Source organism: Rathayibacter sp. AY1F4, assembly GCF_002931775.1.
Lineage (GTDB): Bacteria > Actinomycetota > Actinomycetes > Actinomycetales > Microbacteriaceae > Rathayibacter.
The window spans coordinates 130,270-144,262 of sequence record NZ_PSVE01000005.1; the positions used below are offsets into that span (position 1 = coordinate 130,270).

Here is a 13,993-nt window from a genome sequence, read left to right on the forward strand (position 1 = left end):
GGTGCCCGTCTCTCCGAACGGGCTTGACCTCTCAGGCTCGTCGGGCGTAGCGGGTCACTGCAGTCGGTCGAGGGTGTCGCTGATCCGCCGCAGGCACTCGATGAGGACCGACACCTGCGCGGCGTCCAGGTCGGCGAGCACCTCGCCCTCGGCGGCGACGAGATTCCGCATCGCCTCGTCGACCCGCTTCGTGCCCCGGGGGGTGAGCGAGACGATCTTGCTGCGCGAGTCGGCGGCGTTCTGCTCGCGGACCACGAGTCCGCGGGCCCCGAGGCGGTCGACGCGGCTGGCGAGGTTGCCGCTGGACAGCGCGAGGTGCGTGGCCAGGGCCGAGGGTGTCATCCCGCCCTCTCCGCGCTGCCGCAGCAGCGAGAGGAGCTCGAACTCCCACGGGGCGAGATCGCTGACGGCGAAGGACTGCCGCCGCACCTCCTGCACGCGCGGGCTGAGGCGGCGGAGGCGGGAGACGACGTCGAGAGGCGCGAAATCGAGGTCGGGCAGGGCCCCGGCCCACGCGTCGATCACCAGATCGACATCGTCGTCTTCGCGCATGCCCCGATTATCCCCGCCCGGCGCGGGCGCCGACGACGGGTGGTCCGGGGAGGCGGGCGGGCCTAGCCTGTGCGGACGACGGGCGGGCCGGTCAGGCGCGGGCGGCGCGGACGTAGGCGACGATAGCGTTGGCGTGGCCGTGGCCCAGGCCGTGCTCGGTCTTCAGCCAGGTGACGACCTGCATGTGCGGCTCGGAGCGCAGGCGCTCCTCGGCGAGGTCGAGCCAGTCCTGGACGGGACGGCCGTAGGTCTTCTCGATGCTCGGGAAGTACGAGGCCGGTCCCTTCGGCTTCGCGCCGTCGGCGGGCGGTTCGGGAGCGAGCACGCGGTCGGTCATGCGGTCACGATAGCGAGCCGCGGTCAGGTCGTGTAGGCCGAGGGATCGAACCGGCCGAGCTCCTCGCGGAAGGCGAAGGCGAAGTCGGGCCAGAGCAGCGTGAGTCGCCGGTTGTCGTCCAGGTACCAGCTCTCGCAGCCGCCGTTGGTCCAGACGGTGTCGGCGCTGAGGGCGTCGAGGCGGGTGACGGAGGCGGCCTCGGCCTCGGCGGTGACCTCGAGCCGGTCGGCGCCGGAGACGGCGAGGTGGTCGAGCGCGGCGAGCACGTAGTCGATCTGCGTCTCGATCATGTGCACCGCGGAGTTGTGGCCGAGGCTCGCGTTGGGGCCGTTGACGACGAAGAGGCTCGGGAACCCGTGGACCGCGGTCGACTCGTACGCGACCATGCCGTCGGCCCAGCGGTCGGCGAGGAGGACGCCGCCGCGGCCGCGGATGCGCCGGGCGAAGGGCGGCCGCGTGGAGTGGAAGCCGGTCGCGAAGACGAGCACGTCGACCCCGTGCGGGACGCCGTCGTCGCCGAGCGCGGCGCCCTCCTCGACGCGCCGGAGCGGACCGGGGACGACGCGGACGTGCGGCTGCGCGAGAGCGGGGTAGTAGTCGTCCGAGAGGAGCACGCGCTTGCAGCCGATCTCGTAGTCCGGAGTCAGCACGGCGCGGAGCGCGGGATCGATGATCTGCGCCTCGAGGTGGCCGAGCGCCTCCGCCCGCAGCCGGTCGATGGCCTCGGGCACGGCGACGCGGCCGGCGAAGCCGAGCTCGGCGCGCCAGAACAGCTCCTCGCGGAGCCTCGCCAGGGCCCCGGGCGCGCGGGAGAGGGTTCGGCGCTCCTCCGGCGGGTACGGGCGGTTCCGGCGGGGGACGACGTACGGGGCCGATCGCTGGAAGAGCACCACCTCGGCGGCGCGCTCGGCGAGGTGCGGCACGATCTGCACGGCGGAGGCTCCCGAGCCGACGATGCCGACGCGCTTCCCGTCGAGGTCGACGTCGTCCCTCCAGCGGGCGGAGTGGAAGGCGGGACCCGCGAACGAATCCAGGCCTGGGACGGCCGGGAGGCGGGGCTCGGAGAGGCGCCCCGCGCAGACGAGGAGGACCGCGGCGGAGTAGTCGCCCCGGGAGGTGCGCACCCGCCAGCGGTGCGCCTCCTCGTCGAAGACCGCCTCGAGCACCTCGGTCCCCAGCCGGAGCCGCGGCGCCAGGTCCTCCTTCTCGACGACGCGCTCGAGGTAGGCCTGGATCTCGGCCCCGGGGGCGTAGAACGCCGACCAGTCGGCCTCGGGGGCGAAGGAGTAGGAGTAGAGGTGCGAGGGGATGTCGCAGGAGACCCCGGGGTAGACGTTGTCCCGCCAGGTCCCGCCGATCCGCTCGGCGCGCTCCAGCACGACGAACGAGGTCCCGCCGCGGCGCTCCAGGCGGACCGCGGCTCCGAGCCCGGCGAACCCGGCGCCGATCACGACGACGTCGACGTCCATCAGACCGTCGTCCTCGCCAGGACGCTGCCCGCCGGGTCGCGGTGCGGATCGGCGAGGAAGTGCTCGAGGACGGCGAGGAGCTCGGCGGGCCGCTCGGCGAGCACCGCGTGACCGGAGTCGAGGACGGCGTAGCGGGCGTCGTCGATCGCGCCGAGCAGGGCCTCGGCGCCCTCGACTCCTGCGACGGCATCGGCGGAGCAGCCGACCACGAGGGCGGGAACCCGGCAGTCCGAGGCGGCGGCGGAGACGTCGGCCCGAGCGGAGGCGGCGAGCATCCGCGCGGCGTCCGCGCTCCACGGGGAGGCGGCGGTCGCGGCGCGGACGGCGAGCAGCCGGGCGGCCTCCTCCTGAGCCTCGGCGGGCAGCATCGGCCAGAGGCGCGCGGTGCGGAGCAGGCGCTCCGTCGGGCGCAGCCAGCCGGCGACGAGGGCGAGGGCGCGCACCCGCTGATCGCCCGCGGCGAGGGCCACGGCGGCTCCGAGCGAGTGGCCGATCAGGACGGCCTCCTCGGCGCCGAGCGCGTCCAGGGAGGCGCGGACCGCGGCGGGTCCGTCGAGCCAGGGGTCGCCGAGATCGGCGAGCTCGAGCGCGGCGACGCGGTGGCGCCGCGCCAGCATCGGCAGCAGCAGCCCGGTGTCGCTCCGCGCGCCCCGGCCGACGCCGGTCAGCAGCAGGACCGCGCGCGGGCTCTCGGCGCCCGCGGTCAGCAGCCGCACGGTGGCGCTGTCCGACTCGATCCGCTCCTCCCGGACCAGATCGGCCTGGCGCCGCAGGTACTCGGAGCGGGTCATGACGCCCGGCGGGTCCCGCGGACCGGGAGGCGCATCCGCTGCGGACCCGCCGCTGCGACGGCCTCCGCCCGCAGCGCCCTCTCCGGCGCGACCACGCCGTACGTCGTGGTGCGCTGGCGCCAGCCGCGGCCGATCTCGCCGCTCAGCCGGGCGACGGTCGCGATGTCGAGCGAGCGGTAGGCCTCCGCTCCGGCCTCGGGCCGCAGGGCGCCGTCGAGCAGCAGGCCGCCGAGGTCGTCCGCCCCGCCGCGGAGGAGGACCTGCGCCGCGTGCAGTCCGAGCTTGGTCCAGGCGGTCTGTACGTGGGCGATCCGGCCGTGGAGGACGAGCCGTGCGACGGCGTGCACGGCGCGGGTCTCGCGGAGGGTCGGCCCGCCCCGGCTCGCGCGCACCACGGCGGGAGGCGCCTCCGCCGGGACGAAGGGCATCGCGATGAACTCGGTGAAGCCGCCCGTCTCGTCCTGGATCGCCGCGAGCGTGCGCAGGTGCGCGAGCTGCTGCTCGGGGGTCTCGACGTGTCCGTAGACCATGGTCGAGGTGGAGCGGAGGCCGCTGCGGTGCGCGGCCGTGATCGCCTCCCGCCACTCGGCCACGGTCGGGTCCGTCCCCTCGCTCAGGACGGCGCGGACGTCGTCGTCGAGGATGCGGGCGGCGGTCCCCGGGACGGAGTCCACGCCGGCCTCGCGCAGAGCGTCGAGCATCTCGGGCAGGGTTCGGCCCGTGCGCCGGGCGACCTCGAGGATCTCGCCGGGCCGGTAGGCGTGCAGGTGCAGCGAGGGCTGCCGCTGCTTCAGCGTGCGGACGATCAGCAGCAGGTCGTCGCCCGGGTGCTCCGGTCCGATCGCGCCCTGGAGGCAGAGCTCGGTGGCGCCGAGCGCGACCGCCTCGTCGGCGAGCTCCTCCAGCCGCTCGACGGTCAGCCCGCGGACTCCCCAGAGGGAGGTGTCGATGTTGCGGTTGACGACGATCGAGACCTCGTCGCCGGCGGCGTCGTGCCGCAGGTCGTCCGCCAGAGCGGAGAGGGCGTCGAGGTCGTCGCCGTCGGCTGCGAGCAGGGCGAGGTAGTCGGCGTCCTCGAGACCGGCGGGGTCCGTCTCCGCCCGGGCGAGCACGGCGCCGAGCGCCGGCGCGACCGGTCGGGGCAGGGCCTCGAGCGAGTCGCGGTAGGGCCGGGGGAGGACCGCTGCCGCCTCGTCGGCGAGCCAGGTCCCGCGGTCGGCGAGCGCCTCGACGTAGGGAGCGACCCGCGGATCGATCCAGGTGGCCGAGTCGCGGAGGTACTGCGGGTGGGCGGTCAGCCGCTCGTGCAGCCGGTAGCCGGCCGCCGCGGTGAGCCGCGCGAGGTCGTCGATGTTCGGCCAGGGGCGCTCCGGATTCACGTGATCCGCCGTGAGCGGGCTGACACCGCCCCAGTCGTCGACCCCGGCGCGCAGCAGCAGCCCGAGCTCCTGCTCGTCGGTGAGGTTCGGCGGCGCCTGGATCGTCGCGTCGGCGCCGAGAACGAGGCGCGCGACAGCCACGTTGGCCACGTACTCCTGCAGCTCGAGGTCGACCTCGTTCTGCATGGCCGTCCGCGGCTTCGCGCGGAAGTTCTGGACGATGCACTCCTGCACGTGGCCCCACCGCTCGTGGGACTCGCGGATCGCGAAGAGGGCGTCCGCCCGCTCCGCCGCGTTCTCGCCGATGCCCAGCAGCACGCCGGTGGTGAAGGGGATGCGGCTGCGGCCCGCGTCCTCGAGCACGCGCAGGCGCAGCGCCGGGTCCTTGTCCGGGGAGCCGTAGTGCACACCGCCCTTCTCGGACCAGAGGCGCTCGGCGGTCGTCTCGAGCATCATGCCCATCGAGGGCGCGACCGGGCGGAGCCGCTGCAGCTCGGCCCACGACATCACGCCGGGGTTCAGGTGCGTGACCATGCCCGTCTCGCTCATCACCAGGACGGCCATCGCGCGCACGTACTCGAGCGTCGAGGCGTAGCCGTGCTCGGCGAGCCAGGCGCGGGCGATCGGCCACCGGTCCTCCGGGCGGTCGCCGAGCGTGAACAGGGCCTCCTTGCAGCCGAGCGCGGCACCGGCGCGGGCGACCTCGAGGATCTCCTCCGGCTCCATGAAGGTCGACTCGCGCTTGGCCGCGAGCCCGCCCGGTGTCTCCACGAAGACGCAGTAGTGGCACCGGTCGCGGCAGAGCTTGGTCAGCGGGACGAAGACCTTCCGCGAGTAGGTGACGACGCCGGGCCGTCCGCGGCGGGCGAGTCCGTCGTCGCGCAGTCGGCCGGCGGCCTCCAGCAGCAGGTCGAGGTCGTCGCCGCGCGCGCCGAGGAGCTCCTCGGCGGTCTCGCGCGTCAGCGCCTCGCCGCGGTCGAGCCGGGCGAGCAGGGTGGCCGTGGTCATGCGGGAGCGGCCCTTCCGAAGGGGGTCGTGGCGGAGGCGGGAGGTCAGAGCGCGCGCAGCCGCGGCGCGAGGTCGCGCTCGAAGGCGTCGAAGAAGCGCTGCTGGTCGTCGCCCGGGGCGTGGAAGACCAGGTGGGTGAAGCCCGCGTCGACGTAGGGCTTGATCTGCGCGACCGTCTCCTCGGGGTCGGAGCCGACGATCCAGCGCTTCGCGACCTGCTCGATCGCCAGCTCGTCGGCGGCGCGCTCCATGTCGACCGGATCGGTCAGCGAGTGCTTCTGCTCCGGCGACAGCGAGAGCGGCGCCCAGAAGCGCGTGTTCTCGAGCGCGAGCGCCGGATCGGGATCGTAGGAGAGCTTGATCTCGATCATGCGGTCGATGGTCGAGGAGTCGCGATCGGCCGCCGCGGCGCCCTCCTCGACGGCGGGGAGCAGCTTCTCGGTGTAGAGCTCCATGCCCTTGCCCGACGTGCAGATGAAGCCGTCGCCCGCCCGGCCGGCGTACTTGGCGACGACGGGGCCGCCCGCCGCGATGTAGACCGGCACGCCGCCCTCGGGCTTGTCGTAGATCGACGCCTCGTGCGTGGAGTAGTACTCGCCGTCGAAGGTGACGCGGTCGCCCGCCCAGAGCGCGCGCATCAGCCGCACGGCCTCGCGCAGGCGGGCGAAGCGCTCCTTGAAGTCGGGCCAGGTCTGCTCGCCCGCGCCCTGGTAGCCGGTGGCGACTTCGTTCAGCGCCTCGCCGGTGCCGACGCCGAGCATGATCCGCTCGGGGTAGAGCACGCCGAGCGTGCCGAACGCCTGGGCGATGACGGCGGGGTTGTAGCGGTAGTGCGGGGTCATCACGGAGGTGCCGAGGGTGATGGTGGAGGTGCGCTCACCGGCCGCGGCGAGCCAGGCGAGGGAGAACGGCGCGTGTCCGCCCGTGTGGCGCCAGGGCTGGAAGTGGTCCGAGACGACCGCGGTCTCGAAGCCGTGCCGCTCGGCGCCGACCGCGAGCTCGACGAGCTCCCGGGCGCCGAACTGCTCCGCCGATGCCTTGTACCCGAGCGTGATCGTCATCTGCAGCCTTCGTGAGAGGTGGGACGGCCCCCGGAGCGGGAGCGGCCCCTCCATTCTGCGCCTGCCGCGGCGCCCGGCGGGACGGGTGGACGCACCCGGGGGAGGCGTGCCCCGATCCCGCGCTGGGGAGGAGCGTCAGGCCGGCGGAGCGGCGATGTTCACCATCCAGCCGACGCCGTAGCGGTCGACCAGCATCCCGAAGCGGTCGCCCCAGGGCGAGGCGACCAGCGGCTCGACGACCGTGCCGCCCTCGGCCAGGCCGTCCCAGTAGCCGCTCAGCTCGGCGTCGTCGTCGCCGAAGAGCGCGATCGTGATGCGGGCGCCGCTCTCGGCCGGGCTCGAGGAGGGGGAGTCGGAGCCCATCAGGATCATCCCGCTCGGCATGACGAGCTGGGCGTGCATGATCCGGTCCTGGTCGGCCGGATCCGCGCTCATTCCGAAGTCGCCGAAGCGGCTGGAGCTGAGCTCGCCGCCGAGGACCTGCCGGTAGAACTCCATCGCCTCCTGCGCGGAGCCGTCGAAGCCGATGTAGGGGCTCAGTGAAGTGGGCACGGCACGCCTTTCCGTCGAGGTGCGCCCAGTATCTCCGCGTCCCGACGCGAGCACCAGGGGCGTCCTGCAGAAGGTCCGCCTCCGGCCCTCAGAGCTCGTCGCGGGTGGGCGGGTTCGCGCCGGAGCGGGAGGTCGTGATGCCGGCGACGTGCGCGGCGTGCCGGCCGATCGCGTGCAGGGCGGGGCCGTCGAGCAGCATCCCGTTCGCGGCGCCGAGGCCCTGGCGGAACGCCTCGTCGAGGATCGCGCCCATCGCGGAGTCGCCGGCGCCGATCGTGTCCGCCACCACGATCCGGGCGGCGGGCACGGTCACCCGCGTGACGGCCGAGGCCAGCAGAAGTCCCTCCGCGCCGCGTGTGACGACCGCGAGTTGCGACCCGAGGGAGAGCAGCCGGCTGAGGACCTCGTCGAGCTGCATCGTCGGGTAGAGCCACTCCGCGTCCTCGTCGCTGAGCTTCACGACCTCGCACGCGGCGGCGATCCGCTCGAAGCGCGCGAGCGCCTCGGCGTGCGCGCCGACCAGAGCCGGGCGGATGTTCGCGTCGACGCTCGCCGTCACTCCGGCGGGCAGTGCCTCGAGGAGCTCGAGCACGGCGGATCCGCCCGGCTCGAGGAAGATCGCGATGGAACCGGTGTGGACGTGGGAGGCGCCCTCCGGGTCCGCCGCCGGCGGGTTCCAGGAGAGGTCGAAGACGTAGCGGGCCGACCCGTCCGCGGCGAGGACCGCCCGAGCGGTGCTGGTGCGCTCCGAGTCGCCGTGCCGTACCTCCACTCCGGAGGCCTCGAGGTGGGCGCTGATGCGGCGGCCGCGCTCGTCGTCGGCGATGTCGGTGACGAGGGTCGCGGGTCGCCCGAGTCGGGCGAGCGTGAGGGCGACGTTGGCCGGGGAGCCGCCGACGTGCTCCGTGGCGCTGCCGTCGCGCTCGACGATGTCGATCAGCGCCTCGCCGATGACCAGGGTGCGGGAAGCCGGGCTGACGCGCTCGTCGGTGGAGGACATGCCGACATCATGCCGGGTGACGGGGTCGCCCCGCGACGCGCGGGGCCGACCGGCGGAAGCGGCTCGCGTCCCGCCCGCGGTCTCAGCCCCGGTCGCGCAGGTCCGCCAGCACCGCGTCCACGGTCGTGATCTCGATCAGCGGCGCGTACAGGGACATGGCGTCGAGCGCGCGCTGGTGGTCGGCCTCGGAGGCGCCGGCGCAGGCGTCCGCGGCGACCCTGACGCGTACTCCGGCGTCCGCGGCCGCCAGCGCCGTCGAGAGCACGCAGCAGTCGGTCGAGACGCCGGTGAGCACGAGCTCGCGGGAGTCGTCGAGCTCGGCCTCGAGCTCGGGCCCCCACTTGCCGAAGGTCGTGGCGGTGATCGTGCGGTGGCCCTCGAACCCGGCCACGAGCTCGTAGAGCCGGTCGCTCTCGGGGACGAGCGCGAACGGCCACTCGCGGTAGTAGGGGATCCACGCGCCGACGGGCCGCTCCGGGGCGACGAAGCGGGTGGTCACGACCCGCTCGCCGAACGCCGGGAGGAGCCGGCGGGTCCCGTCGGCCGCGCGCTCGAATCCGCCGGATCCCCACGGCGACTCGGCGTCGGCGAAGACGTGCTGCAGGTCGATCGCGACGAGCAGGCTCACGCCGAGGCCTCCTGGCGGCGGACGGCCCCGCGCGAGAGGGCGAGCGTTCCCGCGAAGCCGATCACGAGCGCCACGAGGACGCCGAGGTTGGCGCCGGCCCAGTCGCCGTCGCGGCCGCCGAGCGGGCCGAGGAGGTAGCCCTCCCACTCGAACCCGGGGGAGTAGTTGACCACCAGGCCCCAGCCGACGACCGCGCCGATCAGCACGAGGGCCACGGGGACCGCCGAGACGCTGCCGTAGCGGCCGCGGGAGTCGTACAGAGCCTCCTGGTCGTAGTCGCGCCGACGGAGGAGGAGATCGGCGAGGAACACGCCGAGCCATACCGCGATCGGCACGCCGAGGGTGATCAGGAAGCCCTGGAAAGGGCCGAGGAAGTCGCCCGCGACGAACACGACGTAGACCGCTCCGAGGACCATCAGCACGCCGTCGATCCCGGCGGCCACCGGCCGCGAGACCTTGAGACCCGTGCTGAGCAGCGCCAGGCCCGAGGAGTAGATGTCCATCACGGCCCCGCCGATCAGGCCGAGCAGCGCGACGACGATGAAGGGGAGCAGGAACCAGGTCGGCAGGATCCCGGCGAGCGCTCCGATCGGGTCCGCGGCGATCGCGTCCGAGAGCTCCTGCGAGGAGCCGGCCAGCAGCAGGCCGACGACCACCAGCACGACGGGCGCGACCGCTCCGCCGATCGTCGTCCACGCGATCACTCCGCTCGTGCGGGCACCGCGGGGGAGGTAGCGGGAGTAGTCGGCCGCGGCGTTCACCCAGCCCAGCCCGAAGCCGGTCATCATGAACACGAGCCCGCCGATGACCGCGGCGGCCGAGCCCGCGGGCAGGGCGCCGACGGCGGCGAGGTCGATCCGGTCGAGGACGAGCACGACGTAGACCACGGTCAGCACGGCGGTCGCGACGGTGATCGCGAGCTGGAGCCGCATGATCAGGCGGAAGCCCGCGATCCCGGCGATCACGATGAGCGCGGCGACCACGATGAGCGCGACCACCTTGGTGAGCACGCCCCCGTCCCAGCCGAACTCCTCGAACACCGTCGCCGTCGCGAGCACCGCGAGGGAGGCCAGCACCGTCTCCCAGCCCACCGTGAGCAGCCAGGAGATCACCGAGACGAGGCGGTTGCCGTCGACCCCGAAGGCCGCCCGGCTGAGCACCATCGTCGGGGCGGAGCCGCGCTTGCCGGCGACGGCGACCAGACCGCAGAAGAGGAACGAGACGACGATCCCGATCACGCTGACGAGCGTCGCCTGCCCGAAGGAGAGGCCGAAGCCGAGGAGGAAGGAGCCGTAGCTCAGCCCGAGCACGGACACGTTCGCGGCGAACCACGGCCAGAACAGGTCGCGAGGGCGGCCGTGCCGCTCCGACTCCTGGATCGTGTCGAGGCCGTTGAGCTCGATGCCGCTCGCGGGGCGGGTGCTCGGACGATCGGGGGAGGTCATCGCGTCCTCGTTCTCACGGGTGCCGGCCCTGCGCCGGAGCTGTGACGAACCTACAGCGCTCCGCGCTCGAACAGCAGCCGGAGCGATTCGAGGTCGTCCGCGACCCGCGCGCAGTCCTCGTCCCAGTCGTCGAGGCTCATCCCGGGGCGCCGCCGCACGGTGAAGGCCACCTCGGCGCCGTCCCCGTTCACGAGCACCCGGAGCGGATTGTCCACCACCGTCCCGTCGGGAAGCGTGACCTCGTGGTCCGCGACGCCGAACGGGTTCTGCGGGGCGAAGCGCACTTCGACCCGGCCCATCGGCGAGTCGGCGAACCAGCGTCCGTCGACCTGCTCGAGCGCGGAGGAGGCGAGGCCCGCGGCCCACCGCGGGAGGTTCGCCGGGTCGGAGACGAGGGCGTACACCTCGGCGGCCGGAGCCTCGATCACGACGCCCACGGGGCGCGATTCGTACAGGGTCATCCGCTCGTCCTTCCTCTGCAGCCGGTCAGTGCTCGTCGCCGAAGCTGGCGACCAGCAGCGCGGCGAGCGCCGTCCGCTCCAGCATGCCCTCGATGCCGATCGCCTCGCTGCGCGCGTGCGCCCCCTCGCCCGGGGCGCCGAGCCCGTCGAGGACCGGCAGGCCCAGCGCGGCGACGAGGTTGCCGTCGCTCGCCCCGCCGACCGCGATCTCGCGGAGGGGGACGTCGATCCGCTTCGCGACCCGCTCGGCCCTGCGGTAGAGCGCGGCGACGGAGGCGGTCCGCTCGAAGACGGGCCGCTCCCAGGAGCCGCGCACCTCCAGCCGGATGCGCGGGTCGGCGGCGGCGAGCGCGTCGAGCTCGGCCTCGACACGGGCGGCCTCGGCGGATCCGCGGATCCGCGCCTCCAGCTCCAGGCGCACGCGGGCCGTCGTCACGTTGACCCGCGAGCCGCCGGAGACCACTCCGATGTTGACCGAGGTGCCCTCCTCCTCCCGCGCGATCGCCAGCACCCGCGGGATCAGCGAGCCGAGCTCGTGGATCGCGCTCGCCCCCTTCTCCGGTTCGACCCCGGCGTGCGCCTCGACGCCGACCACGTCGATCACGAAGCGCCCGATGCCCTTGCGCGCCGTCTTGACCGCGTCGCCGATCGCGCCCTCGAACACCAGGACCGCGTCGGCGCCCGCGCACTGCCGCTCCAGGAACGGGCGGGAGGCGGCGCTGCCGATCTCCTCGTCCCCGCTCATCACCAGGCGGACGGCCGGATGCGGGACGCCGGCGTGGCGGAGCGCGGCCACCAGCCACACCATCTGCACCAGCCCGGCCTTCATGTCGTAGCTGCCCGGGCCGCTCAGGCGGTCGCCGTCGACGGCGAAGGGCCAGGAGCGGGTCGTGCCCAGGGGCCACACCGTGTCGTAGTGGCCGAGCAGCGCCACGAACGGACGCGTGCCCCGGTGCGGTCTCGCGCCACCGCTCGCCGGGACGGTCCAGCTGGTCGCGGTCGGCGCGTCCTGCGCACGCTGGTGCTGCACGTCGGCGTCGTGCCCGAGCCGCTCTCCCACCCAGTGCACCAGGAAGGCGTGCAGCTCGCCGAGCGCCTCGAGGGAGTCGCTGGGGCTCTCGATCATCACGAGGTGCCGGACGTCGTCGAGCATCCGCGAGCGGTTGTCGCGGAGGAAGGAGCGCACGCGGGCGGCGTCGTCGGCATCGGGGAAGGTCATCGACTCCGGAGTACCAGAGTGGGGCCGCTCGCGCGAACCGGCTGAACCGTTCGGGCCCCCGTTACGTTGGTGCAGGAAGAGGTGGAGATGTCCGAGGATCAGGCCCAGATGCTGCGTGCGCTGCACGACGAGCACGCCAGCGCGCTCTGGCGGTTCGTGCTGCGCCTGACCGGCGACCGCCAGATGGCGGAGGACGTCGTGCAGGAGGCGCTGCTGCGCGCCTGGAAGCACCCCGAGATCCTCGCCCAGGGCGAGGCCGCCGCCCGCTCCTGGCTCTACACCGTGGCCCGGAACCTCGTCATCGACGACCGCCGCAGCGCCCGCTACGCCCGGGAGCTGGGCACGGACGAGGTCCCCGAGCGCCCGACCGCCGACCGCACCGACCAGGTGCTCGACGCCTGGCTGCTCTCGGACGCGCTCAGCGGACTGAGCCACGACCACCGCGCCGTCATCGTGCACGCCTACTACGGCGGCCGCACGGTCACCGAGATCGCCGCGCTGCTGGGGATCGCCCCGGGCACCGTCAAGTCTCGGATGCACTACGGGATGCGGGCCCTCAAGCTCGCACTGCAGGAGCGGGGGGTGACGGAGCTGTGAACCGCGACCCCTCCTCCGACGACCGGCACGACGACCCCTTCCGCGACTGGGACGCCGCGTACCTCCTCGGATCCCTGACCGCCGCCGACCGCCGCGAGTACGAGCTGCACCTGCGCGCCTGCCCCGGCTGCCGCGAGTTCCTCGCCGAGTTCGTCCCGCTGCCGGGCCTGCTGGCCCACCTGCCCCAGGACGAGGCGATGCGCCTGGTCGAGGAGCCGGAGGCGGCCGGCGATCCGGCTCCGGCGGCACTGCTGACCCGCCTCGCCGCGGCCACCGACTCCGTCCGCCGCCGCACCCGGCTGCGCATCGCGGGCCTGGTGCTCGCCGCCGCGGGCGTCTCGGCCGCCGCCGCCGTCGCCCTGCCGCTCGCGATCGGTCCGTCCCTCGCCCCTGTCGAGACCGTCGGCGCGACCGTCTCGCTCGCCGCGGCTCCGGGCGTCCCCGTCGAGGCCTCCGTGCGGTTCGTGCCGCAGCAGTGGGGCACGCGGATCGACATGGACTGCAGCTGGGCCGACACGGCCGAGCAGTACGCGGGCTCGGCCGGCTACGTCCTCTACGTCACGGACACCTCGGGCGGCACCGAGGCCGTCGGATCGTGGACGAGCGCACCGGGGACGACGATGGAGCCCAGCCTCGCCACCGGGCTCCCGCTGTCCGAGATCGCCTCGGTCGAGGTGCGGCTGCAGGGATCGGACACCGTCGTGCTCACCGGCCGCCCCTGAGCGGGCCGCCGGATTCCCAGGTGCGCGCGCGGCGGACTGAGTAGCTTCTCAGTCATGACGATCGCGACCCTCGCCCTCGCCCCCGCCTCCGTGGCGACCGCCTCCTCCTCCGACAGCATCGACGAGCTCTCCGGGCTCGTCGGCGTCGCCGCGCGGGTGATCGCCGCGCTCGGAGAGGCGGGCGTCGGCCTGCTGACGCTGATCGAGACGGTGTTCCCGCCGATCCCGAGCGAGCTCGTGCTGCCGCTGGCCGGCTTCCTCGCCCAGCAGGGCCGGATGAACCTGGTGCTGGTCGTGATCACGGCGACCCTCGGCGCCTACCTCGGCGGCCTGATCCTCTACGCGCTCGGCCACCGCATCGGCACGGAGCGCTCGATCCGCCTGCTCTCCAAGCTCCCGCTGGTCGACCGCGAGGACTTCGAGAAGGCGGTCGGCTGGTTCCGCCGGCACGGCACCTGGGCGGTCCTGTTCGGTCGCCTCATCCCGGGCGTGCGCAGCCTCATCTCGCTCCCCGCGGGGGCCGAGCGGATGAACCTGCTGCTGTTCTCGGGACTGACGATCCTCGGCTCCGGCGTCTGGAACGGCCTGCTGATCGGCCTCGGCGCAGCCCTCGGCACGCAGTACGAGCTCGTCGACCAGTACGCGGGCGTGCTCGACGCGATCATCTACAGCGCGTTCGGCGTGCTGCTGCTCGCGCTCGTGGTGCGCCGTGTGCGGCGGCACCGTGCCGCGGCGCGCACCGGATCGCGCCACTGACCTGCGTCCTCGGGCG

15 protein-coding genes are annotated in these 13,993 nt (G+C 74.0%); 3 read left to right on the forward strand and 12 right to left on the reverse strand.

All coding sequences use genetic code 11. From position 1 onward, the window contains the following. Positions 1–54 precede the first annotated feature (54 nt). The 12 genes from C5C59_RS04465 to C5C59_RS04520 all read right to left on the reverse strand — a co-directional run bounded on the left by C5C59_RS04465 (position 55) and on the right by C5C59_RS04520 (position 11,902). A complete protein-coding gene (locus C5C59_RS04465; RefSeq protein ID WP_104225059.1) occupies positions 55–552 on the reverse strand; it encodes a MarR family winged helix-turn-helix transcriptional regulator in 498 nt (165 codons plus the stop codon). A gap of 91 nt (positions 553–643) precedes the next feature. Continuing rightward, a complete protein-coding gene (locus C5C59_RS04470) occupies positions 644–889 on the reverse strand; it encodes a DUF4287 domain-containing protein (RefSeq protein WP_104238342.1) in 246 nt (81 codons plus the stop codon). Positions 890–912: 23 nt separating this feature from the next. Continuing rightward, positions 913–2,358 carry an NAD(P)/FAD-dependent oxidoreductase gene (locus C5C59_RS04475; RefSeq protein WP_104238341.1) on the reverse strand — a complete coding sequence of 482 codons (1,446 nt, stop codon included), beginning with the start codon at positions 2,356–2,358 and terminating at the stop codon, positions 913–915. Then, positions 2,358–3,149, reverse strand: coding sequence for an alpha/beta fold hydrolase (locus C5C59_RS04480; protein ID WP_104238340.1), 792 nt, complete (start codon positions 3,147–3,149; stop codon positions 2,358–2,360). The genes C5C59_RS04475 and C5C59_RS04480 overlap by 1 nt, the downstream gene beginning before the upstream one ends. After that, a complete protein-coding gene (cofG, locus tag C5C59_RS04485; RefSeq protein ID WP_104238339.1) occupies positions 3,146–5,536 on the reverse strand; it encodes a 7,8-didemethyl-8-hydroxy-5-deazariboflavin synthase CofG in 2,391 nt (796 codons plus the stop codon). Before cofG ends, C5C59_RS04480 begins: the two co-directional genes overlap by 4 nt. Before the next feature lie 44 nt (positions 5,537–5,580). Beyond that, positions 5,581–6,597 carry a glucose-6-phosphate dehydrogenase (coenzyme-F420) gene (gene fgd / locus C5C59_RS04490; RefSeq protein WP_181134816.1) on the reverse strand — a complete coding sequence of 339 codons (1,017 nt, stop codon included), beginning with the start codon at positions 6,595–6,597 and terminating at the stop codon, positions 5,581–5,583. Positions 6,598–6,732: 135 nt separating this feature from the next. Continuing rightward, positions 6,733–7,149, reverse strand: coding sequence for a VOC family protein (locus tag C5C59_RS04495; RefSeq protein WP_104238338.1), 417 nt, complete (start codon positions 7,147–7,149; stop codon positions 6,733–6,735). 88 nt (positions 7,150–7,237) lie between these two features. After that, positions 7,238–8,149: a carbohydrate kinase gene (locus C5C59_RS04500; protein ID WP_104232867.1), complete on the reverse strand. Its 912-nt coding sequence runs from the start codon at positions 8,147–8,149 to the stop codon at positions 7,238–7,240. 82 nt (positions 8,150–8,231) lie between these two features. Next, a complete protein-coding gene (locus C5C59_RS04505) occupies positions 8,232–8,777 on the reverse strand; it encodes a cysteine hydrolase family protein (RefSeq protein ID WP_104238337.1) in 546 nt (181 codons plus the stop codon). Further along, positions 8,774–10,222: a cytosine permease gene (locus C5C59_RS04510; protein ID WP_104238336.1), complete on the reverse strand. Its 1,449-nt coding sequence runs from the start codon at positions 10,220–10,222 to the stop codon at positions 8,774–8,776. The genes C5C59_RS04505 and C5C59_RS04510 overlap by 4 nt, the downstream gene beginning before the upstream one ends. Positions 10,223–10,272: 50 nt before the next feature. Further along, entirely contained in the window at positions 10,273–10,683 is a 411-nt protein-coding gene (locus C5C59_RS04515; protein WP_104238335.1) for an SRPBCC family protein, read from the reverse strand. 25 nt (positions 10,684–10,708) lie between these two features. Further along, the gene (locus C5C59_RS04520; protein WP_104238334.1) at positions 10,709–11,902 is read right to left on the reverse strand and encodes a M20/M25/M40 family metallo-hydrolase; all 1,194 of its coding nucleotides are present in this window, start codon (positions 11,900–11,902) and stop codon (positions 10,709–10,711) included. 87 nt (positions 11,903–11,989) lie between these two features. Between C5C59_RS04520 and C5C59_RS04525 the strand changes: the two genes are divergently transcribed. The 3 genes from C5C59_RS04525 to C5C59_RS04535 are packed head-to-tail and all read left to right on the forward strand — an operon-like array spanning position 11,990 to position 13,977. Then, on the forward strand, positions 11,990–12,499 hold the full coding sequence (locus tag C5C59_RS04525) for a sigma-70 family RNA polymerase sigma factor (protein ID WP_104225070.1): 510 nt from the start codon (positions 11,990–11,992) through the stop codon (positions 12,497–12,499). Then, positions 12,496–13,221 carry an anti-sigma factor gene (locus C5C59_RS04530; protein WP_104238333.1) on the forward strand — a complete coding sequence of 242 codons (726 nt, stop codon included), beginning with the start codon at positions 12,496–12,498 and terminating at the stop codon, positions 13,219–13,221. The genes C5C59_RS04525 and C5C59_RS04530 overlap by 4 nt, the downstream gene beginning before the upstream one ends. 54 nt (positions 13,222–13,275) lie before the next feature. Further along, positions 13,276–13,977 (forward strand): DedA family protein, encoded by a 702-nt coding sequence (locus C5C59_RS04535; protein WP_104225072.1) that lies wholly within the window; start codon positions 13,276–13,278, stop codon positions 13,975–13,977. Positions 13,978–13,993: the final 16 nt, after the last annotated feature.